At 59.8% G+C, this 24587-nt stretch carries 26 protein-coding genes and 2 pseudogenes; 16 read left to right on the forward strand and 12 right to left on the reverse strand.

The features are described 5' to 3' along the window. Together QKE52_RS13005 and QKE52_RS13010 are read left to right on the forward strand one after the other, a co-directional pair. A pseudogene (locus tag QKE52_RS13005) lies at window positions 1-525 on the forward strand (amino acid permease); the annotation flags it as partial. An 18-nt stretch (window positions 526-543) separates the two neighbouring features. Next, window positions 544-1875, forward strand: coding sequence for an NAD(P)/FAD-dependent oxidoreductase (locus QKE52_RS13010; RefSeq protein WP_102234305.1), 1332 nt, complete (start codon window positions 544-546; stop codon window positions 1873-1875). On the opposite strand, the gene QKE52_RS13015 is transcribed toward QKE52_RS13010, so the two are convergent. Continuing rightward, window positions 1872-2792: a helix-turn-helix domain-containing protein gene (locus tag QKE52_RS13015; RefSeq protein WP_102234306.1), complete on the reverse strand. Its 921-nt coding sequence runs from the start codon at window positions 2790-2792 to the stop codon at window positions 1872-1874. The genes QKE52_RS13010 and QKE52_RS13015 overlap by 4 nt on opposite strands. A gap of 151 nt (window positions 2793-2943) precedes the next feature. On the opposite strand from QKE52_RS13015, the gene QKE52_RS13020 reads away from it, so the two are divergent. The 8 genes from QKE52_RS13020 (at window position 2944) to erm (ending at window position 9963) form a co-directional block, all read left to right on the forward strand. Continuing rightward, complete coding sequence (locus QKE52_RS13020) at window positions 2944-4353, forward strand: aldehyde dehydrogenase family protein (RefSeq protein WP_102234307.1); 1410 nt, start codon at window positions 2944-2946, stop codon at window positions 4351-4353. 30 nt (window positions 4354-4383) lie between these two features. Next, window positions 4384-4647, forward strand: a complete 264-nt coding sequence (locus QKE52_RS13025) for a hypothetical protein (protein ID WP_070524133.1) — start codon at window positions 4384-4386, stop codon at window positions 4645-4647. A gap of 3 nt (window positions 4648-4650) precedes the next feature. Then, window positions 4651-5439: a zeta toxin family protein gene (locus QKE52_RS13030; RefSeq protein ID WP_347948979.1), complete on the forward strand. Its 789-nt coding sequence runs from the start codon at window positions 4651-4653 to the stop codon at window positions 5437-5439. 720 nt (window positions 5440-6159) lie between these two features. Continuing rightward, complete coding sequence (locus QKE52_RS13035) at window positions 6160-7641, forward strand: HEPN domain-containing protein (RefSeq protein ID WP_293774723.1); 1482 nt, start codon at window positions 6160-6162, stop codon at window positions 7639-7641. 349 nt (window positions 7642-7990) lie between these two features. Next, complete coding sequence (locus QKE52_RS13040; protein ID WP_293774726.1) at window positions 7991-8269, forward strand: nucleotidyltransferase domain-containing protein; 279 nt, start codon at window positions 7991-7993, stop codon at window positions 8267-8269. Next, complete coding sequence (locus QKE52_RS13045; RefSeq protein WP_081636726.1) at window positions 8167-8421, forward strand: HepT-like ribonuclease domain-containing protein; 255 nt, start codon at window positions 8167-8169, stop codon at window positions 8419-8421. The genes QKE52_RS13040 and QKE52_RS13045 overlap by 103 nt, the downstream gene beginning before the upstream one ends. Before the next feature lie 197 nt (window positions 8422-8618). Next, the gene (locus QKE52_RS13050) at window positions 8619-8852 is read left to right on the forward strand and encodes a recombinase family protein (RefSeq protein WP_224784272.1); all 234 of its coding nucleotides are present in this window, start codon (window positions 8619-8621) and stop codon (window positions 8850-8852) included. A gap of 349 nt (window positions 8853-9201) precedes the next feature. Beyond that, window positions 9202-9963: a 23S ribosomal RNA methyltransferase Erm gene (erm, locus tag QKE52_RS13055; protein WP_347948980.1), complete on the forward strand. Its 762-nt coding sequence runs from the start codon at window positions 9202-9204 to the stop codon at window positions 9961-9963. Window positions 9964-10125: 162 nt separating this feature from the next. On the opposite strand, the gene QKE52_RS13060 is transcribed toward erm, so the two are convergent. From QKE52_RS13060 to QKE52_RS13070, 3 genes are all read right to left on the reverse strand, one after another. Next, the gene (locus QKE52_RS13060) at window positions 10126-10479 is read right to left on the reverse strand and encodes a type IIL restriction-modification enzyme MmeI (RefSeq protein ID WP_016423158.1); all 354 of its coding nucleotides are present in this window, start codon (window positions 10477-10479) and stop codon (window positions 10126-10128) included. A 643-nt stretch (window positions 10480-11122) separates the two neighbouring features. Then, on the reverse strand, window positions 11123-13015 hold the full coding sequence (locus QKE52_RS13065) for a cation-translocating P-type ATPase (protein WP_347948981.1): 1893 nt from the start codon (window positions 13013-13015) through the stop codon (window positions 11123-11125). Next, window positions 13012-13371 carry a metalloregulator ArsR/SmtB family transcription factor gene (locus QKE52_RS13070; protein WP_005530797.1) on the reverse strand — a complete coding sequence of 120 codons (360 nt, stop codon included), beginning with the start codon at window positions 13369-13371 and terminating at the stop codon, window positions 13012-13014. The genes QKE52_RS13065 and QKE52_RS13070 overlap by 4 nt, the downstream gene beginning before the upstream one ends. A 143-nt stretch (window positions 13372-13514) precedes the next feature. On the opposite strand from QKE52_RS13070, the pseudogene QKE52_RS13075 reads away from it, so the two are divergent. Beyond that, window positions 13515-13625, forward strand: a pseudogene (locus QKE52_RS13075) (plasmid maintenance system killer); the annotation flags it as partial. Beyond that, window positions 13612-13920 (forward strand): HigA family addiction module antitoxin, encoded by a 309-nt coding sequence (locus QKE52_RS13080; protein WP_347948982.1) that lies wholly within the window; start codon window positions 13612-13614, stop codon window positions 13918-13920. The pseudogene QKE52_RS13075 and the gene QKE52_RS13080, both read left to right, overlap by 14 nt. A 54-nt stretch (window positions 13921-13974) precedes the next feature. Here QKE52_RS13080 and arfB read toward each other — a convergent pair whose 3' ends face one another. The 4 genes from arfB to QKE52_RS13100 all read right to left on the reverse strand — a co-directional run bounded on the left by arfB (window position 13975) and on the right by QKE52_RS13100 (window position 15659). Next, window positions 13975-14418 carry an alternative ribosome rescue aminoacyl-tRNA hydrolase ArfB gene (gene arfB / locus QKE52_RS13085; protein WP_293775054.1) on the reverse strand — a complete coding sequence of 148 codons (444 nt, stop codon included), beginning with the start codon at window positions 14416-14418 and terminating at the stop codon, window positions 13975-13977. A gap of 31 nt (window positions 14419-14449) precedes the next feature. Further along, window positions 14450-14959, reverse strand: coding sequence for a putative glycolipid-binding domain-containing protein (locus tag QKE52_RS13090; protein WP_293775052.1), 510 nt, complete (start codon window positions 14957-14959; stop codon window positions 14450-14452). A 77-nt stretch (window positions 14960-15036) separates the two neighbouring features. After that, complete coding sequence (locus QKE52_RS13095) at window positions 15037-15423, reverse strand: Fic family protein (protein ID WP_144014670.1); 387 nt, start codon at window positions 15421-15423, stop codon at window positions 15037-15039. Then, window positions 15423-15659, reverse strand: a complete 237-nt coding sequence (locus QKE52_RS13100) for a Fic/DOC family N-terminal domain-containing protein (RefSeq protein WP_232745418.1) — start codon at window positions 15657-15659, stop codon at window positions 15423-15425. Before QKE52_RS13100 ends, QKE52_RS13095 begins: the two co-directional genes overlap by 1 nt. A 449-nt stretch (window positions 15660-16108) precedes the next feature. Here QKE52_RS13100 and QKE52_RS13105 point away from each other — a divergent pair, with 449 nt between their 5' ends. After that, the gene (locus QKE52_RS13105) at window positions 16109-17677 is read left to right on the forward strand and encodes an ATP-binding protein (RefSeq protein WP_293775045.1); all 1569 of its coding nucleotides are present in this window, start codon (window positions 16109-16111) and stop codon (window positions 17675-17677) included. Here the strand turns inward: QKE52_RS13105 and QKE52_RS13110 are convergent. Together QKE52_RS13110 and QKE52_RS13115 are read right to left on the reverse strand one after the other, a co-directional pair. Further along, window positions 17629-18294: an MOSC domain-containing protein gene (locus QKE52_RS13110; RefSeq protein WP_293775043.1), complete on the reverse strand. Its 666-nt coding sequence runs from the start codon at window positions 18292-18294 to the stop codon at window positions 17629-17631. The two genes, QKE52_RS13105 and QKE52_RS13110, sit on opposite strands and share 49 nt — an antisense overlap. Before the next feature lie 29 nt (window positions 18295-18323). Further along, entirely contained in the window at window positions 18324-20852 is a 2529-nt protein-coding gene (locus QKE52_RS13115; protein ID WP_347948983.1) for a hypothetical protein, read from the reverse strand. Window positions 20853-20967: 115 nt separating this feature from the next. On the opposite strand from QKE52_RS13115, the gene QKE52_RS13120 reads away from it, so the two are divergent. Together QKE52_RS13120 and QKE52_RS13125 are read left to right on the forward strand one after the other, a co-directional pair. Next, window positions 20968-21684, forward strand: a complete 717-nt coding sequence (locus tag QKE52_RS13120) for a helix-turn-helix transcriptional regulator (RefSeq protein WP_347948984.1) — start codon at window positions 20968-20970, stop codon at window positions 21682-21684. A gap of 24 nt (window positions 21685-21708) precedes the next feature. Then, window positions 21709-22422: a Fic family protein gene (locus tag QKE52_RS13125; protein ID WP_339017045.1), complete on the forward strand. Its 714-nt coding sequence runs from the start codon at window positions 21709-21711 to the stop codon at window positions 22420-22422. Between the two features lie 417 nt (window positions 22423-22839). On the opposite strand, the gene QKE52_RS13130 is transcribed toward QKE52_RS13125, so the two are convergent. Then, window positions 22840-23448 (reverse strand): CueP family metal-binding protein, encoded by a 609-nt coding sequence (locus QKE52_RS13130; protein WP_347948985.1) that lies wholly within the window; start codon window positions 23446-23448, stop codon window positions 22840-22842. Window positions 23449-23563: 115 nt separating this feature from the next. On the opposite strand from QKE52_RS13130, the gene QKE52_RS13135 reads away from it, so the two are divergent. Next, the gene (locus QKE52_RS13135) at window positions 23564-23944 is read left to right on the forward strand and encodes a zinc ribbon domain-containing protein YjdM (RefSeq protein WP_049154826.1); all 381 of its coding nucleotides are present in this window, start codon (window positions 23564-23566) and stop codon (window positions 23942-23944) included. Window positions 23945-24320: 376 nt separating this feature from the next. On the opposite strand, the gene QKE52_RS13140 is transcribed toward QKE52_RS13135, so the two are convergent. Further along, a partial coding sequence (locus QKE52_RS13140) for a hypothetical protein (RefSeq protein WP_347948986.1) occupies window positions 24321-24587 on the reverse strand: 267 nt, incomplete at its 5' end.

Below are 24587 nucleotides of genomic sequence, written 5' to 3' on the forward strand. Positions count from 1 at the left end.
CGATACTTTTTCTCCCTCGGGCGCTCACGCGTTCTTCCTAAGAAGTTCGCGACATCATCTGCTAAAGGCGCGCCTATAGCTGGGTCTCTTACCCAGACAACACTTGCAGTCGTTGTCGTGGCTGGCTTCGCAGTGGCTGGAAATGGGAGTGAAATGGGCGAGCTGTTCCCAGTTCTTACTCTCTTTACGTGGCTTACTAACGCGGCGGCATTTGGCCTGGTGTTCCTGCTCGCAGTGGTGAGTGTGTCCATCATGGTATGGCTCAACAAGCAAGAAAAAGGCTACAACCTATTCACTCGCATCATTGCACCGCTTGTGTCAGCTTGCGGACTCTCAGCTGTCTTCGTACTGGTGCTGATGAATTTCCCGCTCATGATTGGCGACACCGGCCCGGATGCCCTCGTGTGGGTAATGCCGGGAATCATCATCGCATCCGGAATCCTTGGCCTTGTCTGGGGCGAATACTTGAAACATAAGAAGCCGCATATCTACGCAGGTCTTCAAGACAATCTTGACCAAATCTAAAACTTGAGGAAGGCAATCATGGAAAAGAAGAATGTAATCGTCGTTGGTGCAGGATTCGCAGGTCTAACGGCAGCGCGCGAGTTGCAAACCGCTGGAATTGACTATCACATCGTGGAAGCACGCGACCGCATTGGTGGCCGTGCGTGGACGGATGACAGGCTCGGACGTCCGTTGGAGATCGGTGCAACCTGGGTGCACTGGCATCAGCCGCATGTCTGGTCCGAAATCACTCGTTATGGCCAGGACATTATCGCTTCGCCCGTTGTAGATACCGCCTACTGGTATGCCGGCGGAGAGCTGAAGTCTGGCACGGAGGCAGAAATGGATGCCAAATTGGCTCGGCCGATGGAGAAGATCTTCGAGAATTCTCGCGAATTCTTCCCAGAGCCGCACAAGCCGCTGCTTGTGCTGGATGAAAAATTCGGTGCATCCCAAGAGTTAAAGGATGCTTTCCTCGCTGCAGATCAGGCTGGAGTTCTTGACGCATTAGAAGACGGTGACTTCACACAAGAAGAAAAGGACTTGTGCAATGCTTACTGGTCGGCCGGGTACATCGGGTACCCAGAACAGGGCTCCTCTTTGATGGCCAAGCAGTGGGCAGCCTTGTGCGATCACCGTCTTTCCTTGGTGGATGAGCAAACGCTGCGATACAAGCTCGTCAATGGCATGCGGGGTATCTACGGCAACATTGCAAAAGATCTGACCGGAGAAATTCGTTTAAACACTGCGGTGACGGCGATTGAGCATGGAGAAGATTCAGCCACCGTTACATATGCGGACGGTACTTCCGAAACGGCAGACGCGGTGATTGTCACGGTTCCGGTCGGTGCGTTGGGGAACATTACGTTTACGCCAGGGCTGCCCGAGGGCGCGCAGAAGACTGTCGAGCAGAAATGGAACTCAACTGGTTTCAAGGCGTGGATCAAGATCAAGGGGCACCACAATATTTTCGGCTACGCGCCTCAGCCGGCCGTTGTGTCTGTGCTGCGTTCGGAGTACTTCGAAGATGACGACACGACCATTTGTGTCGCCTTCGGCTCCGATCACGAGAAGATTGATCTGGAAAGCATTGAGGATGCCCAAAAGGTCGTTGACCAGTGGCGCCCAGATCTTGAGGTTGTTGGTGTCACCGGTCATGACTGGGTAGCCGACGAGTACTCCGGCCAGGCCTGGGCCACACTGCGGCGAGGCCAGTTCACGGAGGGGTGGCACCACTTCCGCACTTCCACTTCCTCGTTGCACTTCGCAGGAGCCGATTGGGCTTCCGGTTGGCGTGGAGTGGTTGTTGATGGAGCCATCGAAACCGGAATCTCCACCGCACGCGAGGTCATCAATAAGCTGCGTGGTTAGTCGCTGGCCGCCGCTCGGTACGCACTCGGCGACTTGTGGAACTCCGCCTTGAAGATGCGTGAGAGGTGCGAGGGATCGTGCAGGCCATAGCGGGCGCTGATGTGGCTGATTGATTCCTCGGAGTGCCGCGGGTCGACGAGTTCTCTGCGGATGTGCTCTAGGCGCCTCGTTCTGATGTAGCTGCCTACAGAGAGGCCCTGTTCGGAGAACTTGGCGTGGAGGTGGCGCACTGATACGAAGAGTGCTTGGGCGATGGTGCTGGGGCCTAGGTCTGGGTCGCCCAAGTGCTTCTCGATGTAGGCGGTGGCCTGGTTGAACAGAAGTGTGCCTGCAGAGGGTTCGTCGGCGACGTCGGAGGCCAAGACTGACACCAGCATGGTCAGCGCCGAGCGGACTAGGGCCGTGGCATGCGGGCCCTTCAATAGGTCCAGGTTCTTGGCAAGCTGTTCAAAGAGGGGCACGGCCACCGCGCCGAGGCCGTGTGAGCGTGAGATCGGATTCGCGGTGAGGCGTTGGATCTGCGCGGGTGAGATGTCGAGGAAGCTCTGCGGGAAGTGAACAATGAGGGTGTTTTGTTCCTCCGGATAGCGCAGGGTGTAGGGCCGCTGGGTGACGTATAGCGCTAGGTCCCCTGGGCGAAGCTCGCAGGTTCGCCCGTCCTGGCTCATGGTTGAGGAGCCTGTGATCTGCAGACTGAGCTTGCAAAAAGGGACTTCGTCGGTGGAAACCTTGTATCGGTTCACGGTGTGCGGGGAGGTGTGCATATCGAAGAGGGATATGTCCCCCACCTTCGTTGAGCGCAGCGTGGCGTGAAAGGAAGAGGGGTCTTCGGCGTCCACGTCGAGTTGTCCAAAAGAATCGGATGACGCGGTGCGCCACGACGCGATATCGAAATGTTCAACGGCGGAGGAAGACATAACTGGAATCATATCGTGAGAACTGGCACATTTTTGGACAAATTGTGTGCACGCAGAGTCAAGACGACATGTGTGGTGCAGGTAACATCCTAAACAAAAGTATCTTTTGGGCTTTGCTCGCGGGGCCCTCGACTTCCTTGAAGGAGATCTCATGACTCAGTTCGCTACGTACGCTGATCTGCTCAACGCCATCACGGACGAGAATGGACGCGACATCCTCAACCCCGCCACAGGTGAGGTCGTTGGCCGCGCCCCAGAAAACACCGTAGAGGACCTCAACGCTGCAGTTGAGACCGCACGCGCGGCACAAAAGGACTTTGCCAAGCTGAGCGACGAAGAGCGCTGCGAGCTGCTCACCAAGGCCGCCGCCGCCATCGACGCCAACGCTGAAGCCCTCGTTGAGCTTCTCTCCCGTGAGCAGGGTAAGCCGCTCAACGGCCCGAACGCCCGCTTCGAGGTCGGCGCCTGCTCTGCGTGGCTGAATGCTACCGCCTCCTTCGAGCACCCCAACTACACGGCCGTTGATGATGACATCACCGCCACCGTTAACTACCGCCCACTCGGCGTCGTTGGAGCTATTGGCCCGTGGAACTGGCCGATGATGATCACCATCTGGCAGATTGCGCCGGCGCTGCGTATGGGTAACGCGGTCGTCGTCAAGCCCTCCGAGTACACCCCGCTTTCCGTACTGGGCCTGCTCAAGGTCGTGAACTCCGTGCTTCCGGAGGGTGTTCTCCAGGTCGTCAGCGGTGCCGGTGAGGTTGGTGCGGCGCTGACGACCCACGAGGGCGTCGACAAGATCATGTTCACCGGTTCCACCGCCACCGGCAAGAAGATCGTGGAGGCCAGCGCCGACAACCTCACCCGCCTCACGCTGGAGCTCGGCGGCAACGATGCCGGCATCGTGCTGGACGACGCCGACCCGAAGGAGATCGCCGGCGACCTCTTCTGGGGTGCGTTCATCAACACCGGCCAGACCTGTGCGGCGATGAAGCGCGTGTACGTGCCGGAGTCGCTGTACGACGCCGTCTGCGAAGCCCTCATCGAGGTGGCCAAGGCCTCCCCGATGGGCGTGGGCCTGGAGGAAGAGAACGTGCTCGGCCCGCTGCAGAACAAGCAGCAGTTCGACATCGTTGACAAGCTCGTCAACGCTGCCAAGGACTCGGGTGCCCGCGTGCTGCTGGGCGGCGACCCGGACTACGACGCGCCGGGCTACTTCTACCCCACCACCCTGGTGGCGGATATCGACCCGGATAACCCGCTGGTCGTCGAGGAGCAGTTCGGTCCGGCACTGCCGATTATCAAGTACACCGACCTCGACTGGGCCATCGAGCAGGCCAACAAGCTGGACGTGGGCTTGGGCTCCTCCGTGTGGTCCTCCAACCGCGAGCGCGCTCTGGAAGTTGCTGCTCAGCTGGAGGCTGGCACCACCTGGATCAACAGCCACGGTGCCGTGGATCCGCGCGTGCCTTTCGGCGGTATCAAGTCCTCCGGCTACGGCGTGGAGTTCGGCACCGAGGGCCTCAAGGGCCTGGCCTACCCGCAGATCATCAACGGCTAAAACCGCCATGGCGCTGCTATTCTTAGCGCCATGAGCACCGCCAAAGTCCCGGAGATCGAGTACGCAGCCTTCGACGCCATGAAGGAGGTTGCGTCCTCGCTGAAAGCTGCCTACCTCACTAGGGCTGCTGAAGCAGGCAACGATGTTGAATCACAATGGTGGATTCGTCAGAATTGGCTGGTAGAGGACATAGTCAGTGGTGTTGATTCAACCGACATTGAAGCCATCCGCGCCGCTGCGGCTCTCTTCGCGCAGCGGCTTGAAGCCCTCTCCTCCGAGCACAAAGCAGCATAGCCTATGCTTTCCGCCGCTGACTTTCCCGTTGACCCGCAGGTTATGGAGCAACGGCTAAAGACTCTGCAAACTAGCTATTTTGGCCGGTCGAATGCTCATGGTCCGGCTGTTCCAGAGGTCATTTATGTGGCGGGGCAGCCAGCGTCAGGCAAATCAACGGCTATTGAATCAGTAAAGAATGGCCATGCAGTTCTTGATTCTGATGAGATCCGGAAGCTGCACCCCGCGCTCGACGAAATCATGGAGCGCGACCCCCTGCGCATGGACGTGCTCACCAATGGACCTGTGCCCTTTTGGATGTCTTCGCTCATTGAGTATGGCCGGCAGCACGGGCACTCCCTCATCATTGAGAACACGCTGTCCAACCCGGAATTCATCGCGGGTGAGATAGCCAAGTTTCGCTCCGCGGGTTTCCGCGTGAGGGTCGTGGGCTTGGCGGTGGCGCAGGAGGTTTCTCGGCTGGGTGTCGTCCAGCGTTACCTGGAGGCGCAGCGCGTGAGTCGCTATCCGCGCTGGACAAATGAAGTTTCTCACACGTCGGGCTTTAAAGCCATCGTCCCAGGGCTTCAAGCGATTGCCCCGCTTGTCGACGACCTCGAGATCCGTAGCCGCGATGGCCGCACTTTGAGCGGCATCGAGGATATTGAAGCCGAGCGCGCAACCTGGTTCGATTCCCCCGCCATTCGTGCTGACTGGCTGGCCCGCTTCGACAGCTGTGACTTGAGTGGGCTTGAAGCTGAGAAGCTCACGCAAAACCTCGTGGCTGATGCAGAGCGTATCCGCAAACTTTAAGGCTGTGCCCGTGGAACTGCGCGCCCGGTAGGCGGTGAGAGCTTCGTGTCAAAGCGGCTGCTGGCGAGCTGCGGTCTGCGAGGTCGAGCAGGCTGAGGATGTCGTCTGCGTGGAGTTTAGATTCAACGTGTGATCGACCGCCGATTATCGGGCACGCTGGACTTCAGTTCATCTGTGGTCGAGCGGCCCAGGCGTTGACATTGCATTGCTGCTCGGTGTGGTCGCCCGCAGCCCGAGCGAGTGTCTCGCTCCGGCTGCGATCGCTGTGATGCCGGTCCATGACTGGACATCGCACTGGCCGAACTGGTTGTCGCCCGTTCCGAAGACCCTTCCGGTCTGGCTCAGCGCGAGCGTATGGACGGAGCCGGCCGCCACTGAGGTGATGTTTCTCCACGATGACACCTCGCACTGGCCTCTGCTGTCGTCGCTGACGGCGACGACGGTGCCGTCTTCGTGTAAGCCGACGGTGTGTAGGTAGCCGGCAAAGACCCCGGACACGTGTGTCCACCGGGCGACGTCGGTCTGCCCTCGCTGATTGTTGCCAGTTGCGAGGGCTGTGCCGTCGCGTCGAACTGCGATTGTGTGCCAGTCGCCGCATCCGATCTCAGTTGACCATGATCTCGCTGTAGATTGTCCTACGTGGGGGGCATGTGGTGGAGTAAAGATTTTCGACCTGACATCTGGCCGCAAGACAGGAAGGAGCCCGGGACCGGGAGTACGATGCCTAATGATCCTCTCAACCTCGACAAGGCCGGCGAGTGGGCTGGCGTGTGGTGGCTGCCGGAAGCCCCTAGCGAGAAGGTCCCGGGTGTCCTACGGTACGACCCGGAAGATGGTCTCTCTCTGTCGCTGATCGGCACCTTCGAGGATCGGATCTTGACGACGGACTCGTCTGGATGGACTGCTGTTCACGAAGGAACCCGCACCTGGGAAGTCATGCACGGTGTGGCCGAGCTCAGGGAGATCACACTGCTTGGCTGTGTTCCTAGGAGCACCAGAAGGACCATGGGTGCGCGAGTGGCGAGCCCTGATAAGCAGACCGTGACCGCGACGGTCGCCATCATCGGCGCGCATGTCAGCGGTGACGCGGATCCGGCGTTCGCTAGGGCAGAAGTCTCAGTCGAGGATCTGAGTCTCTGGGCGGCGTCTTCTGTGTTCGAAGGATCCCTCGGGGCTCCCGACGGCAAGATCGATGGGACCGGGCGTATCTCGGTGAAGCCGGTCGAGGCGCAATCGGTCGTGGTCGACGACACTGAGTATCGCCTTCAGCACACGCACACGCTTCCATTCTTCGACCAGCGCAAGGGAGGAAGCGTCGGACGTATGCGGGACACGGTGTCCATCTGCGTCGTGCCAGCCGAACCATTCTCTCTGAGTGTTGCTCTGCAGGAGGCGAGCCTGGTGCAGGACCTGATCTCCCTGGCGACGCATCGCGCGGCCGGAGTGATCTGGCTCCGACTGGAAGTTGCCGGGACCGAGTCGCACTTCCCTGATGGCCGCCCGCTGCCGCGCCGACGTGCCGATGTGCTCTACTCACCGGCCGCGCTTGGAAAACACGACGCGAAAGCCGTCGATCACCACCGAATGTTCTTCACCTGCGGCTCGATCCCATTTGAGGAGGTCATGCCCCGATGGTGCGAGGCCCATGGCCGCCTGGAGGCAGCGACAAACATGATCTTGGGCTTGCGCTACGCACCGGCCCGTTTTGTTGAGAACAATCTTCTGACGGCAGTCGGTGCTGCCGAGGTGTTGCACCGCAACCTCCGCATCGACGAGAAACCGTTCCCCAACGCGGAGTTCAGGGCGATGCGAGAGGCGATGCTGGCGCAGGTTCCCGATGAGCACCGAAACAGGTTCAAGGGGGCGATCCGCAACGACCCGACCCTCCGTGATCGGCTCCATGCCCTCGCCGCGCGACCCGATCAGGAAGCGATCGCACAGCTCTTACCGGATGTCGACCATTGGGCGAAGTGGACGACGCGCGCCCGCAATGACCTCGCGCACGAGGGCAGAACGCCCAACCATTCCATCGAGGAGCTGATCGCCGTCGTCGAGGTGACGACCGCGGTCGTAATCCTCAACGTCTTGCACGAGCTCGGGTTGCCGGCGGAGCGGCAGCGAGAGATCGTGCGGGAGCACCCGCAACTGAGGGCTACGTTCCGTACCGCTGCCGAATGGCTGGTTCCCTCACCAAACCCTTAGGTGCACTGCGATAGCCGCTACTTCGGAACCTCCGTGACGCTGCTGCCCGGTCGTTTAGTGCGAGACGCGTGTAAGCCTGCTCTATCGCTCGTTCGTTGAGTGCGTCATGGCGGGCGGGCGAGACGACCGGCTGTAAGTGGTGGCAGCGCGTCAGTGCCGCCTGGTGCGGCGGTGAGACGGGAGAATGTCGTCGGCCCTTAAGAACGCGGTGGAGTTCCGCTTCAATGTCAAAGCTCCATGTCGACGTGCTGCCGGGCCCGTTTCCCCCGGAAGCATGTCTGAGACCGTCATGACGCCTGAGACGCTTGCCCTACGCGGGATTCTCGTTGCGCGTCTTGACTAGTTCCAGGTGCTCATCGATCGGTACGGCGCGACCAACCCGAAGTTGTTCGGGTCCGTCGCGCGCGGCACCGCGTCTGCAGGATCGGACATCGACATCCTCGTCGGGATGGACCCTGCGGAGGGACGTCTCCTGATGCGTGCGTCTGGTCTGCTCGAGGAGAGTCGCGCTCTGTTCGGGCGCGGATGGCATCGACGTGTTTCCTGCCCAGTTGCTCAGGCACCCGGTATCCGCTTCGACGCTCGCCGAGGCGGTGCCGCTGTGAGTCGCAGTCCGGCGAAGCCGTGAACCATCTTCCCGATGAGATCACCGGCGCGCACCCTGAGATCGTCTGGCCTCAGATTCGGGATTTCCGCAACATCCTGGTGCACCAGTATTTCGGCGTCGACATCGACGTGGTCCGCGATATCGTCGATACTCATCTGCCTCCTCTTGCCTAGGCGCTGCGGTGCCACATCTCTGCTAACTGACGGCGCGGCTCCAAAGGTTATTCGGCTACGGAACGTGGTCGAGTTTAAGTTCAATGTTAGCTAAGGGCCTTATTAAAAGCGTTTGGCAACACGCGCTCCTATTTACCTTCGTATCTCGCGAGACGCTGACGTGGATGGCCTCACCATCGACCGGCAGCGTCAGGACTGTGAAGCCATTGCAAAGCAGCGTGGCTTGGACGTTGGACATAGGACATAACTACGTCGATCAGTCCATTTCCGCGTCAAAGAAGAATGTGGCTCGCCCCGACTACGACGCCATGGTGGCATCCTTTGAACGCGGCGAAATCGACGCGATCATCTGCTGGGACCTCGAACTACCCGCCCCACGTCGGTGGGTAGTCCGATCAGTCGGACAAAACTACTCCCGCACCACAGCGTAATAAGGGGTGCACCTTAAAAACATCCGGAGGTGGGGGTAACTCCCCCTCGTTGCCCAGAGACAAAATACGCCAGTGGCGTCTGTACGACGAGCCGAAGGTAGGACAAATTCCAATCCAGAGAGGTCTTGCACTGTTGCGGTGCGGTTGTCTTCTTTCTCACCGTATTGGACCCTGCGAAATTAATTGGATACGATAGGCCCATGTTGATTTCAGGTTCCGTTTTCATGCGGCCGCTCACCAGCCGCTAAGGCGGTTTTCTCCCTCCCGCAGGTTAGAAACCGCTCCGGTCCTTTAGCCGGGCGGCCATTTGCCATGCCCGGCTCCGTTTCAACTCCACGGAGCACACCTGATGTCTACATACGGATACGGCCGTCACGAACATGGCCAAAATTTTCTCACAGACCACAAGATCATCAACTCCATCGTCGATCTTGTAAAACAAACCTCCGGCCCCATCATTGAGATCGGGCCAGGAAGCGGTGCCCTCACTCACCCGATATCCCACTTGGGGAGGGCAATAACGGCAGTTGAGGTAGACGCAAAACTAGCTGCCAAACTCACAAAAAAGACCGCCTCGGCGTCGGTCGAAGTGGTCCATGATGATTTCCTCAACTTCCCGTTACCCGCCACTCCCTGCGTCATTGTGGGAAACATTCCCTTTCACCTCACCACTGCCATTCTTCGAAAGTTGTTGCATGCGCCGGCATGGACTGACGCTGTACTCCTCATGCAGTGGGAAGTCGCTCGCCGCCGGGCCGGGGTAGGTGCAAGCACGATGATGACGGCTCAGTGGTCCCCATGGTTCACGTTTCACCTTGGTTCCCGAGTACCAAGGTCTGCTTTCCGGCCACAGCCAAACGTTGACGGGGGGATCTTAGTGATCCGCCGGGTGGGTGACCCGAAGATCCCGATAGAGCAACGCAAAGCCTTTCAGGCGATGGTGCACACCGTTTTCACCGCCCGGGGACGCGGGATAGGGGAAATTCTCCGAAGGGCAGGGTTTTTTCATCACGTTCAGAGACACAATCATGGTTGCGCTCGCGAGGAATCGACCCCGCAACCCTACCTCCCAGATTGCACACCAGCGACTGGATCGATCTCTTCCAGGTGACTGGTTCCTCTCCACCGCGCCATCGGCCCATTTCACAATCGGGAAGTAGTCAACGCCCTCCTCAACGGAAAAATCGAGGCCGGCGGCGGTAATCCCCCCACCACCAAAACCGAAATCCACCAGTAGTAGTGAACGACCCATGTTCGTCTACCGTGAGCCGCGTTATGGCAGTGACGTGTTCTCGTCGGGCACAGTCATAGTTCCCGGCGTTGCCAGCGACAGGGTTCTACACCCAGCAGCGGGACCGATCAAAATCACCCGCACGGGGAACGACCCTGCTGGTGGTTTCGATTTTGATGAAAGCGAGGAGACATAGCCCCTCGCCAACTCCCCGTAGCTGGCGAACAGTAGCTCCTGGCGCTGGCGCTCGTTGGTGAGTTTGCGTGCCACATCGAAAGCCTTATCGACTTCCCGGTCCAAGTTGTTGTGAGCCTTGAGCAGAATTGGGTCCATCGATAACGGGTTGTAGTGCTCCGCGAGTGACCGCTGGGGGTGCCGCTCGCGTGCCCGCAGCACCAACTGTCCAGCGTCGATGATTCGCTGCTGCGCCTTCTCATCTAGTTCACACAGAGCTGGTCCGCAGTTGTAGCTCCCGATGTACTCCGAAAAACGGAAAAAATAAATAGTGGGGATACATCAACCTTCCACTTTCCATTCTTCCGGCTCAGAGTATTGAGGGGTCTGGGACCGGGTCCGTAAACCCTTTATGTTTTTCGCGCACAGCGGTTTTTAGCGACGCACCCTATAGGTTTTCCGCAGAACTTATATGTGTTTCTGTGCACCCCATATGTTGTCTGTTTTAGCGGTATTTCGTTGTTAATTCCGCACGCGCGCATCAAATGGTTATTTATCGACGACACTCCGTCGAGTTCAAGTTCAACGTGTAACGCGAGGCGTTAATGACGTTTCGCGTTATTGGGGGTAGGTTGAAGAGCGTTGTCTCTAACTCCGGTTTTCGTTCGGCCTCGGTCCATTCCGCTACCTCGTGTGAAGAATCTGCAAGCGGTATCAGGCCGTTGAACTATTAGGTTCACCCACAGTTCCCGTGCCTGCACGCATCGAGAAGGACCAGGCGGTGAACTCGAATGACTCGCCTGGTCCAACGTGTGTGTGCGCTCGGCGCGTGGTTCAACCCTTATAAGACTTGCCGGTCACAGCCTCAGCGTTTCGCTCGTGCAGCCCGCAGGCCGTTCAAGATCACGATGACTTCGGCGACTTCGTGTACCAACACGACGGCGGCCAGGCCCAGTACACCGCTGATCGCCAGTGGCATCAACACGATGATGATGGCCAGAGACAGCACGATGTTTTGGTTGATGATCCTGCTGCCTCGGCGGGCGTGCTGCAGCGCCTGCGGGATCAGCCGGAGGTCGTGGCCGGTGAAGGCGACGTCAGCGGACTCGATCGCGGCGTCAGAGCCGGTTGCTCCCATCGCAATGCCCACCGTTGCGCCCGCCAGTGCCGGCGCGTCGTTGATGCCGTCGCCGATCATCGCCGTCGGCGTCTTGGAGGAGAAATCGGCGACGATGCTTGCCTTGTCCTCCGGTCGCAGTTCGGCGCGCACGTCGTCGATTCCGGCGATTTCAGCCAGCGCCCGAGCGGTGCGAGTGTTATCACCGGTGAGCATGCTCACTTCCACGTCGTTGTCGTGCAGGGACTGCACGGCATCGGGCACCTCGGGCCGCAACTCGTCGCGCACCCCGATCGCCCCGGCGAGAGCGTCATCGACGGTGACTAGGACGCAGGTCTGGCCTTCGGACTCCATACGCTCAACGTCCGCCTTCAGTGGCCCGGCGTCGATCCATCGGGGGCTGCCGACCAGCACCCGTCGGCCTTCGACGGTGCCGCCGATGCCTTGACCGGCTTCCTCGCTGATATCCAAGGCGGTGGGCGCTTCGGGCTCCGCTGCCACGATCGCCGCGGCGAGGGGGTGCGTCGATTGCTGCTCAACCGCCGCCGCGAAGGAAAGCACCTGCGCCCGATCGAATCCGTCTGCCGGGACCACTCCGGTAACCTCGGGCTGGTTGCGGGTAAGGGTTCCGGTTTTGTCTACCGCTAGGTGACGGATGCCGCCGAGTCGCTCGAACGCCGCGCCGGACTTGATGACTACTCCGAACTGGCTGGCCGCGCCGATAGCGGCCACGACCGTCAGCGGCACGGAGATTGCCAGCGCGCACGGCGACGCTGCGACCAGGACCACCAGCGCACGGGTGATCCACGTCTCGGGGTCGCCCAACAGCGAGCCGATCACGCCGACCAGCACCGCCAGGATCATCACCCCGGGCACGAGGGGTCGGGCAATCCGGTCGGCGATCCGGGCGCGGTCACCCTTCTCCGCCTGCGCTTGCTCGACGAGGTCGACGAGTGTGGTCAGCGAGTTGTCCGTTCCAGCTGCGGTCGTCTCGACCTCCAGCACACCGGCGGAGTTGATCGCTCCCGCGGGTACCTCGTCGCCGGGCGCAACCTCCTCCGGAATGGATTCTCCGGTGATCGCTGAGGTGTCAAGGCTGGAGCGTCCGGACCGAATGATGCCGTCCGTGGCGATCCGCTCCCCGGGGCGTACGACCATTAGCTCGCCAACCTCAAGGTCCTTCGCAGTGACCTCGGCCGTCGTACCGTCGCGCAGCACGGTCGCGGTTTGCGGTACCAGCTTCAACAGTGCCCGCAGTCCGCCTTGGGCTCGGTCCATCGCCTTGTCTTCAAGCGCCTCGGCGATCGAGTACAGGAACGCCAGCGCCGCGGCCTCTCCGACGAAACCAAGGATCACCGCGCCGACCGCGCTGATCGTCATAAGCAAGCCAATGCCGAGCTTGCGCTTCGTGACAAGGTTCCGGATCGCTCCAGGTGCGAACGTGTAAGCGCCCAACAGCAGGCCAAGCCAATACAGTACCGTTGCGGGCGTCTCCAAGTCGGACCAGTCCAGCGCCAGTCCTGTAATGAGGGCTACGCCGGAGAAGATCGGTAGCAGTAGCTCGGGGTCCTTCCACCATGGCCGATCGAGCTCTTCGATCTCCGTGGCGGGTTCGTGTTCGCATCCACATGCTGAACTCATGCGTCCGTTCCTTTCTCGCCGCAGCCGGGCACCGAGCACTCAGTGTCGATGCAGGGGGCGTTCTCGTCGACGGCCAGTGTCGCGTTGACCAGCGCTTCGAGCGCCGCCGCGAGGTGCGGATCGGCAATTTCGTAGCGGGTCTTGCGGCCCTCCGGCTCAGCGACGACGATGCCGCAATCGCGTAGGCAGGACAGGTGGTTCGAGACGTTCGAGCGGGTCAGATCCAAGCTTTGCGAAATCTCAGCCGGGTAGCCCGGACCGTCGAGTAGGGTCATCAGGATTCGGGAACGCGTCGGATCAGCCATGGCCCGGCCGAGCCGGTTCATGACGTCGAGGCGCGAAGCAATAGTCAGCATGTGCTGAATAATACAATGTGTACTGAACTATTCAAAATGCACTGAACTGACGGTTGCGCGTAGGTCCTGCGACCTGCAGGAATTAGTCGATGGGATAGCAGATGACTGATCCGTTGTGGTTCGGCTGCCACCCAACGCGGGAGCGACGTGATCGGCGGGGTCAGTTCAGCATTTGAATCAACGACCAGTGGCGGATCTGTTTTCGGTGGTCCGCCGCGGGGCCAGAGGAGGTTGAGATCGTTGACTACCACTGACAAGCTCCCTCCGGTTCACCCCGGTGAGATCCTCATGGAGGACTTCCTCAAAGGAATGGGGATCACCCAGCACAAGCTCGCCGTCACCATCGGCGTTCCGCCCCGCCGGATCAACGAAATTGTTCACGGTAAGCGCGCTGTAACCGCTGACACGGCCCTTCGTCTAGCGAAGTTTTTCGAGATGAGCCCCCAGTTCTGGCTCGGGTTACAGGCTCAATATGACTTGGACGTGGCGGAAGACAAGATCCTCTCGGAAATCGAGCGGATTCAACCAGTCCAAGCTGTCTCAGCGTAGCGGTTACCCGAACCAGGTCCGTCAGCGTGAGGATATGCACGCGGATGGTTCGAACTAGGAAATTTGGGGCCGCCGTCGCGTGGACTTGAGTTCCGAGCGCCGCTTTTTCGCTTCGAGACGGCGTCGCACCGAGCTCTGCGTCGGCTTGGTCCTGCGCCGCGGAGGAGGAAGCGGAGCGAGCGCCTCACGCAAGAGGGCGGCCATGCGTTCGCGCGCCTCGGTGCGGTTACGGACCTGCGAGCGCTGCGTCGACGCGCTCACGGTGAGCACTGTGCCGTCCAGGCGGTGTTCGAGGCTGTGAAGGACGCGGCGACGCTGGGCGTCGGAAAGCGATGAGCACGTAGCGATATCGACGGAAAGCTGCACTTTGCTGTCCGTAGTATTGACGCCTTGGCCACCTGGTCCCGACGACTTCGCGAACCGCTCCGTCAGGTCGGCGGCGACGATGACCAGACCCCCGGGGATCCCTGGGCCAGGTGCGATGGTCAGGTCGTTCATACCGCCCAGCTTAGTTAGAGTTGCTTCCGGATCAGACCCGCCGTGCGAGATCAGGGTAGTGTACGTCCACGCCGCCACCGTCGACCTCCAACTCGACGTCGACTCCCCGTGTTCCACTTTCATATCGGACAGTTTCAGAATCGACGGAGCTGTAGTACTGGTCTGATGCGATCACCTGGAGGGACAGTATATCAATCCAAGCCATGATCAGCTGCGTTTTCGGAACCTGAGTCTCAAGTAGCGTCAAGCGACGAATAGGCATTGTGTTGGTGAGAGGGCACAGACCGAGAGCGCAATCGAGTGCGGCTTTCAGGTCGGCTGACTGGACGATACCGGGGGAGGGCAGATCTTCAAGCTGGGCGCCCTCTTCATTGGTTTCCGCCGACCACACGCCTTGCTCGGACCTAAACAGCTCGAGGCTTCGCCCCCATCCGTCGCCTTCAACGTTCACCGACACACGTTCAGTCACCCAGTTCTCCGCGGCGCGCAGCTCCCACGTGGCCTCGTATCCATCGCCGTATTGCACTCCGGAAGCGGTCAAACCGGCTCTTAAAAAATGAACTGCGGCCTAGTTCCGGATGAGGGGAATCTCGACATGCTCCCACTTATACGTGCGCTTCATGGTGAGGATTTTCCCACGCTTGATGGTGCGAAAAGGCAGGTAGCTTTCGATTTGGACCACGTACCGAGGACGAGGCATACCGGCAGAATGGTGTATTCAGTAAGTCCGCGACGCAGAAGAATCCCATGAATGAGAGCACGGCCCACACGGCCGTTGCCATCTGCAAATGGGTGAATCGTTTCGAATTGAGCGTGAGCAATCGCGGCCTGGATGAGAGCACCGTGCGAAGCGCCATCGAGGTAAAGACATAAGTCGTCTACGAGGTCATGGACTAGACGTGGGGGCGCTGGGATGAACTCGGCCCCAAAGAGTGTGTGGTTACTTCCACCAATCCAGTTTTGAATAGTGCGGAGACCAGTGGGGATAGAGCCCTTCTCCCCCATCAACTCTCTTTGGAGCTTTTCAAGAAGGCCGATGGAGATGTTGGTTCGGTGGCAAAGCTCTTCTCAATGGAACACAGAACGGTGAGGTTACGCGCAACCTCTTCCGCGCTTTCCTTAAAGCCGCGGACTTCCTCCTTTTGGGCGAGTTCCGCGAGGACAACCTTGTCGACGTTGGGCGCAATACCTTCAATGCGTGAGGAAGAAATCGCCTCAGAACGCATGAGTAAGCGGGCCACAGACTCCAACTGGCCAGAAGCAGCATGACGGTTGAGATCCAAGATCTCTCGCTCGATACGTGCTGCCCGGCTGGTGAGCTCTGGGGAAACTCCATGCCTTACTTACAAGATGGTCAGGGACATAGACCTAAAAAGGGCCTCCGGCCTTATCGCGCCGGGGAATGCCGGAGCCTGATTTGGGGATCCAGCTCTCGGTAACGTAGTGAGGCTTGTAGAGGCTATCCATTCGTCAGACAGCAAATGAGTGGTTGGATAACTCTTATCCAACCACTCATTGCGGTTTATGCGCTAGATAAAGCTTAAACATACGGGGTTTCAGGGCCATAATTTGGCCTCAATGAGAATGTCAATGACACCTCAATGGGAAGATCAATGAGAACTCTTGTCATTGAAGAGGAATGAAGTTAGCATTGAGCCGTCATTGTTAACATTGAGGGCGGGTATTCATCGTGAACAATTGGTCCGAGAATCAGCTGAGAGAGCTATTGGCTGAGCTTGAGTTGCGCGGCGGTGATTCAACAACAGTCGAGGTCAAAACCGCTCAAGGGGGCATTCCGGACTCTCTACCGCAGACATTGTGCGCGTTCGCAAACATGCCGAGTGGCGGCCTTATCATTCTCGGTGTCAATGAGAAGGAAGGATTCATTGTCACTGGCATTGAGAATCCTTCGGAGATGGAGGCTGCTCTGGCCTCGCAGGCGCGTCATGCCATCACCCCTCCAGTCACAGTGCATACCGACAGTGTGGCAATAGATGGCACGCATGTCGTGATTGCGGAGGTTACGGGTCTTCCGATTATTGATAAGCCTGCTATCTACAGGGGAGAAGCGTATCTTCGAATGGCTGATGGGGACTACCGTATGAGTGCCTCGGAGCTGCGCATGATGGACGTGGCAAAGCTGCATGCCGAAGAGGCAGTGTCCTATGACACGACGATTGTGGAAGGCACGAGCCTTGCAGACCTAGATAGCGACGTGGTGCAAGATTTCTTGGTTCAGGCGCGGAAAAAGAATCGGCGACTATCGGGACTTACTCAAGATGAGGACGTCTTACGGGCGCTAGCGGTGACGACCGCGACTGGAGAGCTGACGCTTGCTGGCCTGTATGCGCTGGGTTTCTATCCCCAAGGGCATTTTCCCTCCTTAGCAGTAACGGTGGCGCAAAGGCTACCAAATGGTTCGAAGCACGGGCGAGTGTTGGGGTTGGAGACCTTTGAGGGGCCCGTCCCGGTGCTGTTGAACTCGGTAATGGGTTGGGTAAGGCAACGTTTAGCCGCCGTACGGCGATATCGAGAGGATGGATCAATGGTGGAAGTTCCTGAACTTCCCCTTTCGGCCATTCGAGAGGCCGTGGCTAATGCATTGGTGCACCGTGATCTTGGGCCAAATACGTTGGGTGCGGGTAAATCGATTGATGTCCGCCTATTACCGGACAAGATGGTTATCTCCAGTCCAGGAGGCCTACGGGATCTGACGGTTGAACAGCTCAAGTCGAGAGATCTGGCGCGCCAGGAGATTAACCAGCGGCTCTATAGACTGTGCCGATATCTCAAAGCAGACGATGGCTCTTTTGTTATTGAGGGCGAAGGCGGCGGCGTGCAGCTCATGCTGGATGCCGCGCGAGAGCAAGGATTACCGGAGCCTGACCTGATAGATTCTGGCGTGCAATTTACGGTGAAGATGTGGCGGCCGGACACTCGTGGAGAGGCCCGTATCTGGGAGCCACTACGCAAGGAGGAATCAGGCACCGGCCCGGAACGACGAGTGGATGCACCAGTGACCTTGGAACGCCTGGGTGTTAACGCCCCGCGCGTAGCGGAGGCGCTGCGTACGGCGGCACAACCGCTGTCTATCGGCGAAATAGAAACAGCCACAAACCTTACTCGAGCGCAGGTCCGATATGCGCTGAAGTCACTGGTGAAGGCACGATTCGTGCGTATGGATGGCACGCGCGGTTCACAAGCGACAACCTATGAATGGCTAGCTAACCGCGGGGGCTGCAGGCGCTTAACCAGCTGATCGTGGTGGACTGCGGCAAGGCAGCCGGCGTCCACGACGCGCCGGGCTAGCTCCTTGTCCCCCATCTTGGCCGCGAAGGCCATGCCCATGGTGATGTCATGGTCGGGGCGGCCGATAAGCGTAATTTCATCGCCAGGAGTGATGCGGCCAGGCTCGATGATGCGCAGGTAGGAACCGCAATCACCGCGCTCCGTGAAGGACTTGAGCCAACCGGGCTCGTCCATCCAGCCGGAGAAGGTGGCACAAGGCGTGCGCGGGATAGACACTTCAAGCACGCACTCCCCCACCTGAATCTGCTGGTTGATCAGCATATTCGACCAAGAAATCCCTTCGGTGGTGAGGTTCTCCCCGAAGTAGCCATCACGCAGCACGCGGTTGAGCGTGCCCTCCCAGTAATCGAGCTCCTCACGGGCCACCGCATACACGGCCTTCTCAGCGCCGCCGTGGTGGGCGTGGTCACCGATGGAATCCCCCACCACGCCAGAGCCGTCACCGTAGTTGGGCCCGGGTATTTCCAGATCCAGGAGGGGGCGTGGCTGCTTATCGATGCCCGTGTACTCGTGCCGCCCGTGCGGCTCGGGGCGGCGGACAGCGACGTTCGTGGAGATAACCTTCATGCTCACCTATTGTGGCACACCTCACGCGGTTATAGGTCGCGATTGTGGAAGAGCGCCTCTGCGGTCACGAGGTCGTAGAAGAAGAGGCGGGGGGCGAGGGGGAGGACGTCGGCAAGCATGGGCATGTCCTCCTTGAGCAGCGGGCTTTCCATGATGATGTCGTTCGCCGCGGCGCGGGACGCCAGGGCGAAGGCATAGGAAATATAGGGCATCCAGGCCGCCGCATTGAGCTCATCTGCCGTATTTCCGCTGGCAAAGGCGCCCAACGCGATAAGGGTGTGGCTGACGGACATGTCAACGCCCGCGTTCTGCACCAGCGAGGCCAGAGCCGTGGCGTCCTTGCGCAGGTGCTCGATGGTGCCCAGGGCATCGAGGGCGCCGTTGTTGGCAAAGCACTCGCGCAGCGCGGCGACGCGGCCGGCCTCCCCCATCAGATCATCGACGGGCGGGGTGGGGCTGTGAATGGTCGCTGCATTCAGCAGCATCGGGCGGGTCAGGCCATCGGCGCCGGATTCACGCACGGCGTTCAGCTCCGCGTTCTCGCTGGCGGAAGGATCGAGCAGGAGATCCAGGTAGCTATCGGCGCTCGACTCGGCGGTGGCCTCCAGCGGAGAGTGGAACAAGCGCGTGCGCGCAAGCGAGCGGGCCTGCTGGTTCACGCTAACACCGGTGCGGGCCAAGGCGTGGACCGCGGCCTCCGGTTGGGCGCGCAGGCGATTGATGGTGCTGTCGAACATCGCCTGCAGTTTCGGGTTGGGGCTGCGCTGCGAGAGCACATGAAGCGCGCGGAAGGTGTCCCAGAGCTGCTCCGGGGTCCAGTCCTTCGAGGCGAGCGCCGCCGGTGAGCCTTCCGGTGTGATCACAATGGAGGCGCTGGAGGGGCGTGCAGGGGCGGCGAGGTTGGAGGAGGCGCGAAGCTCGCGGACGTCGACAAGCAGCGAGCCATGCTCAGCAAGCTCCGTGGGCAGTTCAAACCCCTCTTCGGTGGGCGTGAGTTGGGTGGGCGCTACGGTGGGCTCGGCCAAAGGCCAGGCCCAGCCCACTAAATCTGCCTGCGGTTCTGCGTTCTGCTCGATGATAATCTCATCGCCGTTGAGTAGGCCGCGGCTGACGAAGGGGGACTTGCGGACGGTGGCCAGCGCCGCATAGATGAGGCTGGTGGAGGCGGATGCTTCGTACTCGACGATGCGCCGCTCCAAGCTGCGGGCCTGGTGAGCCTCGCGCTCCCCCGCCGGGAGGGAGTCCAGGTAATCCTCGTAGGACAGCGTGGACCACATCAGGAAAAGCTCGGCCGTTGGCTGTTTGCGCACGGCGTTGGCCAGCGCGGCGTTGGGGACGGCGAGGCTGGTGACCGCCTGCGTCGTCTTCGAGGTGCGCGCCAGCTCCTTGATTTTCTGGCGGCCGTCGATGGTGACGAACTTCGCCAGCGGCAGTGGGCGTGGCGAGTGGACGGTGAACATATCGTCCTGATCGAGCTGGCCGGCGAAAACTACTGGCTTATCGGAGTGCTCAGTGGGTTCCAAGCCGATGCGCTTGACGCGGCTAAACAAGGCCTCGGGCCAAACATCGAATTCCAGCTCATAGCCGGCCTCACTGGCTACGACCTCGCGGCGCGAGACCTCGGTGTCCTCGAGGGTGCGTAGTCCCTTCTCCAGCGCGATGGGCTTCTTTGGCGGGGAGGCAAGCGTATAGCTGAAGGCCGAATGCGCGCCCAAGGCATCGATGATGCGGAAATCCATGCCGCGCGGACCATCGTTGGTCGCACGCATGTGGAGGCCCTCGGCGAGGGAGATGAAGCGGACGTCGACAAGCTGCTCGTCGTGCCACAGCGACACCTTGTAGCGGCCCACCCACGGGTCTTCGTAGAGGTCACCCGGGAAAGGTTCGGCGATGCCTGCGTCGAAAGTCTGCTCCGAAATCTCCTCCTGTTCGCCGCCGAGGGGCGCGTAGGTGAGATCGATGCGCCACTCCCCTTCCGCAATGAGGTGCACGCGCGGCGATTTGGTGAACACGGGCTCGTTGTCGAGGCCCCGGGCGTTGGGCAGGATGGCGACGTCAAAGTCCCACTCGAAATCGCCGTGCTTGGCGACGTCCACCGGTTCCCTCTGCGGCACTCGGACCTGCTCCGGCAGCGGGCCCACTTCCCAGCCGGCCCAGATGCCCAGCGGCTCGGCATCCTCGAGCGTGCCCTGCGGCGCGATGAGGGTGGTGCGGTCATAGACGATGAAGGGTGCTTCATCGGTGATGCCGGTGAAGGTGACGGTCTCGATGAGGTCCTCATCGCCATCGCGCAGGGTTACCTCGATGCGGGTAAAAGGCCCGGGGATGCCGACTTCCAGCGGCTCTTCGGTGGCGAATTCACGCACCGAGTGGGGGCGATCGATGAAATGGGACTTGACCACCCACCGCGGATCCGTCAGTTCCGCTTCGGGGTACGTAGCGGGCAGCTCCAGCATGAGGATGTTGCTCCCCCGGCGCAGTGAAATCCGGGGACCCTGCTCGGCGATGTCGGTAGTGACTAACGGCGTTGTGGGAAGTGAATAAATCTCCGCGCTCATTTGCTTCATCATAGGACACCGTGGGGCCCTGTTGCCATGTCGCTGGTAGAGGGCTTGATTGTCCTAACAGTAGGACAGGTGTCCTAAGCATAGGACAGCTGGCTATAGTGGGGCTATGGACCCATTACAACTCCTCAAGAAAAGCCCGCTGAGCCTTAGTGAAATCTCGCGGCGCTCGGGAGTGTCACGAAATACGCTCAATCTGTGGTTGCGTGGGGCAGCTCAACCAAGCTTGGCCGGGTTGGAGAAGGTAATGCGCGTGCTCGGATACGAGGTTTCCGTACAGGTACACCGCATGAGCGATGCCGCCGCCGCGACAGCCGCCAGAGTACTTCTTGGGGAACTCGCAAGTGAGGAGCCGGACGTTAAAGCCTGGATTGACCGCTTTGTGCAGTGGGGTGACGCTGCGGCCGTCGGTGGCAGCTACCAGGCTCTCATGGAACGGGCCGCGTGGGCCTCCAACCCATATGGCCGCCACGGGGCTCTCCACTTCTTACCGTCAAATCCCATAACGATTGCTTCAGCGGTTGATGCGAGTGGGCAAACTTGGGCGATGTCGGGTGCTTTTGCAGCGCAACGAGTCGCGGGGCAGATCGCAGGTGAAGAAGAACCTCAATCAACATTGATCTGGTGCACAAATCCAGCAGACATCGTGTCTTCATTGCCCACTCGGATCCGTGCCAGTTCTGAGCCCGTATCCGGAGGAATCACCCTCGTGCCTGTCGCTGGTGAAGAGCTCGCCGGCGCAACTAATGAAGCCGGAATACACTACGTATCACCGCATCAGCTTGCCATTGATGTGTGCGCAGAAAACTATGTGGGAGGGGCATAGGTGATGAGAAGAGCAACGAGCCGAGTGAGCTGGGAGCACCATGAGCGGCCGCACGTTTCGGAGTTGGGGACCGACCGTGCGTTATTTCGATTAACCAAGCAACTTCCTGACTTGGTGTGGAACGCTGCCGCGCTGGAAGGAAACACGTTCACCCTCCCGGAAGTTCGAACCCTGCTAGATGGCATCACTGTGGGCGGAAAGGCACTTGCTGAACAGCAACAGATCTTGGACTTGTCAGAAGCTTTCAACCTGCTCCACGAGCTGGTCCTCAAAGAGGAATGTGCGGTGGATAAAGCCACCAGTAACGCACTCCATGCCGTGCTAGCAAGGAACGAGGCCCTGGACGCTGGTCTTTTCCGTGGTGAAGGCCATGTGGAGGGAGATGGCGGTGGAGTGCGGCTCATGGATGGCGGGTTCATCCCTTTCGACCCTGCTGATGAATTGGGTGAAGCTCATGCCGATTTGCTGGTGTCCCTCCAAGGGCTTGAAAACCCAGTCGAGCAAGCGTTGGCCTATTTCTGCTCTGCCACGCGTAGCCAGTTTTACTTCGATGGAAACAAGCGAACCGCACGGCTTGTGGCGTCAGGCCTCTTGATGAGCAATGGCTACGCAGCACTTAATATCCCTAATGCGAGAAGGCTGGAATTCAACCTTGCCCTCGATGAACTGTTCCGATCCGATGACGCTACGACCTTGATGGACTTCCTGTATGACTGCCTAGAGGAGTCCTCCCAGTAAGCGCAGTAGGCCCTCCGCTTCCGAAGCGGAGGGCCTACGTGGGGGCTGAATGCTCAGCGCATCCTTTAGTGCATAGTGCTGTAGTGCTTAGCGGAACATCTTCTGCAGAGCGGAGAAGTCAACCTTGACCACGCTGACAGACTGCAGGAACGCGGCGATGGCGCCGAGTAGGGCAGCCACGACGCCTGCGCCCAAGAAGCCGGCGCCGACGGGGTGGCGTGGCTAAAAGGAACAGAGTTGACGACGCCGGCGGACTTGTTGTGGTCAATTGCCTGCTCGGAGATGTTCTTCAGGGAGTGGCCGTATGGGGACTTGCCCAGAACACCGTTGACGTCGGCAAGCACTGCGTGGACACCATAAAAGGACAAACGGTGAACCCCAGAACGTGGGATTCACCGTGGTGAATGAATGAGCGGATTAGGCCATCTGCAGGGTGGTGATGCAGGTTGCACCCTTCTCGGAGGTGTCCAGGGGGACCTCACCGGTCTTGCCGTCCTGTTCGATGGTGATGGTGCCCTTCTTGTCGGCCGGCAGCCAGTAGCCAATGAAGCCGTTGTCGAACGTCGTCGTGTCCTCGTTGACCAGCTCGTTTCCTTCATCATCCGTGATGGTGACGTGGATGTCTTCCTGGCTGAGCTCACCGGTGCAGGTGGTCAGGGAGTGGTTGAAGCAGTCGTGCGTACGGGAGAGGTACGGCGCAATAGAGAGGTAGAACTTGTCCTCCGGCAGCGGCAGGGAGGCCTGACCCTGTTCAGTAGCGAGGATGAGCTCGTTCGGGCGCACGGATGCGAGGAGATCGCTATTGCGCTCGTCCTTGGACTGGCGGTCCAGCTTGTCCACGATTTCCTGGCCATCCAACCCTTCGAGATCGAACTCGGCGAGGATCTCCTCGGCAGGCACCTGTTGGATGTCGGTGCTGGAAGCGGCGCTTTTCGAGGCTTCACTCGGTACGGGGCTGTCAGTAGAGCAAGAGGACAGGGTGATGGCTGCGGCGCAGGCAGTGGTGAGGGCGATGAGGCGTTTCATAAGTCTTCCGAATGGGTCCGATTGTGTTTACTCAAGCCTATACCCCACCCGGGTATCTATCAATGGAATGAGAGAAGGATCATCTTTTCGTGCTACGCAGGTTAAACTCTCCCCTATGTCTGATACTTCGGCCGCAACTCTGCCGCCCTGCCCCGAATGCTCCTCTGAGTACACCTACGAGATGCCGCCGCTTATCGTCTGCCCGGAGTGTGCGCACGAGTTCTCCGCCGACTCTGCTGATGCTTCGGCCTCGGAAGGAAGCGAACCGACCATCGTCGACTCCGTGGGCAACGCGCTTGCTGACGGCGACACGGTCACCATCACCAAAACCCTTAAGGTCAAGGGCGCGCAGCAGCCGCTGAAGGCCGGCACGAAGGTGCGCGGCATCCGCCTGAACTTCGACGCCGGCACCGGCCAGGAAGACCACAACATTGATTGCCGGATTGATGGTTTTGGCGCGATGAAGCTGAAGCCTGCTGTGGTGAAGAAGGTTTAGTAGTGAAGACGATGTAGGGCTACCCCAGGACTTTTACTGGTCCCGACTTGGGTCATGGGGTGGGTGAGCACCGACTTGCTTGAGACCGCTGCCTTTTGTCAGACGCCTCCTGCAGGTCGATGGAGGCGCGCAGACGTTGCGCGCTGCGAGGGGAGCAAAGAAGGTAATCCGCTTCGCGAAGATGCGTACAGTGTTCTACGGGAACGGTCGTTGTGTCCCGACTTAGGTCATCGGGCAGGTGCCGCAACGTCACTCTTGACGCTGCTACCTTGCATTTTTCGACGGCGGGGTGGAGTTGTTCCGCACCAATTTGGCCTAAGTCGGGTTGGTAGTGAAGACGACGTAGAGGTACCCCCAAGACTTGTATTGGTGGTCGTCACTGTGGCGAGGGAAAGACAGCAAAACCTTGAGACTGGGCAGCGGCGTGGAGCTGTTTGTCGTAGGTGAAAAAGGTCAGGGTGAGGCCAGCGTCGCGGAGAAGACAGGCGCTCGCCAGGTGGATGGCATCCAGGGAGCGAACGCCGGTCAGCGAGCAAGCTCGACGAATGACCTCATCGCTGATGCCAACTTTGGAGACCCCCTCCGTGAACTTCCGGTAACCGGCGCCGGTGAGGCCACTGCGCTGCCACACTTTAGATAACTC

The organism is Corynebacterium sp. c25Ua_47 (genome assembly GCF_039907205.1).
GTDB lineage: Bacteria > Actinomycetota > Actinomycetes > Mycobacteriales > Mycobacteriaceae > Corynebacterium > Corynebacterium hiratae.

Bases quoted from the DNA above. Each gene is read 5' to 3' on its own strand.
- QKE52_RS13035 (WP_293774723.1), top strand. From the start codon at position 6,160: ATGCCTAATGATCCTCTCAACCTCGACAAGGCCGGCGAGTGGGCTGGC.
- QKE52_RS13130 (WP_347948985.1), bottom strand. From the start codon at position 23,448: ATGAAACGCCTCATCGCCCTCACCACTGCCTGCGCCGCAGCCATCACC.
- QKE52_RS13010 (WP_102234305.1), top strand. From the start codon at position 544: ATGGAAAAGAAGAATGTAATCGTCGTTGGTGCAGGATTCGCAGGTCTA.
- arfB (WP_293775054.1), bottom strand. From the start codon at position 14,418: ATGAACGACCTGACCATCGCACCTGGCCCAGGGATCCCCGGGGGTCTG.
- QKE52_RS13070 (WP_005530797.1), bottom strand. From the start codon at position 13,371: ATGCTGACTATTGCTTCGCGCCTCGACGTCATGAACCGGCTCGGCCGG.
- QKE52_RS13120 (WP_347948984.1), top strand. From the start codon at position 20,968: ATGGACCCATTACAACTCCTCAAGAAAAGCCCGCTGAGCCTTAGTGAA.
- erm (WP_347948980.1), top strand. From the start codon at position 9,202: ATGTCTACATACGGATACGGCCGTCACGAACATGGCCAAAATTTTCTC.
- QKE52_RS13045 (WP_081636726.1), top strand. From the start codon at position 8,167: ATGGCATCGACGTGTTTCCTGCCCAGTTGCTCAGGCACCCGGTATCCG.
- QKE52_RS13095 (WP_144014670.1), bottom strand. From the start codon at position 15,423: ATGGGGGAGAAGGGCTCTATCCCCACTGGTCTCCGCACTATTCAAAAC.
- QKE52_RS13065 (WP_347948981.1), bottom strand. From the start codon at position 13,015: ATGAGTTCAGCATGTGGATGCGAACACGAACCCGCCACGGAGATCGAA.
- QKE52_RS13110 (WP_293775043.1), bottom strand. From the start codon at position 18,294: ATGAAGGTTATCTCCACGAACGTCGCTGTCCGCCGCCCCGAGCCGCAC.
- QKE52_RS13025 (WP_070524133.1), top strand. From the start codon at position 4,384: ATGAGCACCGCCAAAGTCCCGGAGATCGAGTACGCAGCCTTCGACGCC.
- QKE52_RS13115 (WP_347948983.1), bottom strand. From the start codon at position 20,852: ATGAGCGCGGAGATTTATTCACTTCCCACAACGCCGTTAGTCACTACC.
- QKE52_RS13030 (WP_347948979.1), top strand. From the start codon at position 4,651: ATGCTTTCCGCCGCTGACTTTCCCGTTGACCCGCAGGTTATGGAGCAA.
- QKE52_RS13020 (WP_102234307.1), top strand. From the start codon at position 2,944: ATGACTCAGTTCGCTACGTACGCTGATCTGCTCAACGCCATCACGGAC.
- QKE52_RS13135 (WP_049154826.1), top strand. From the start codon at position 23,564: ATGTCTGATACTTCGGCCGCAACTCTGCCGCCCTGCCCCGAATGCTCC.
- QKE52_RS13015 (WP_102234306.1), bottom strand. From the start codon at position 2,792: ATGTCTTCCTCCGCCGTTGAACATTTCGATATCGCGTCGTGGCGCACC.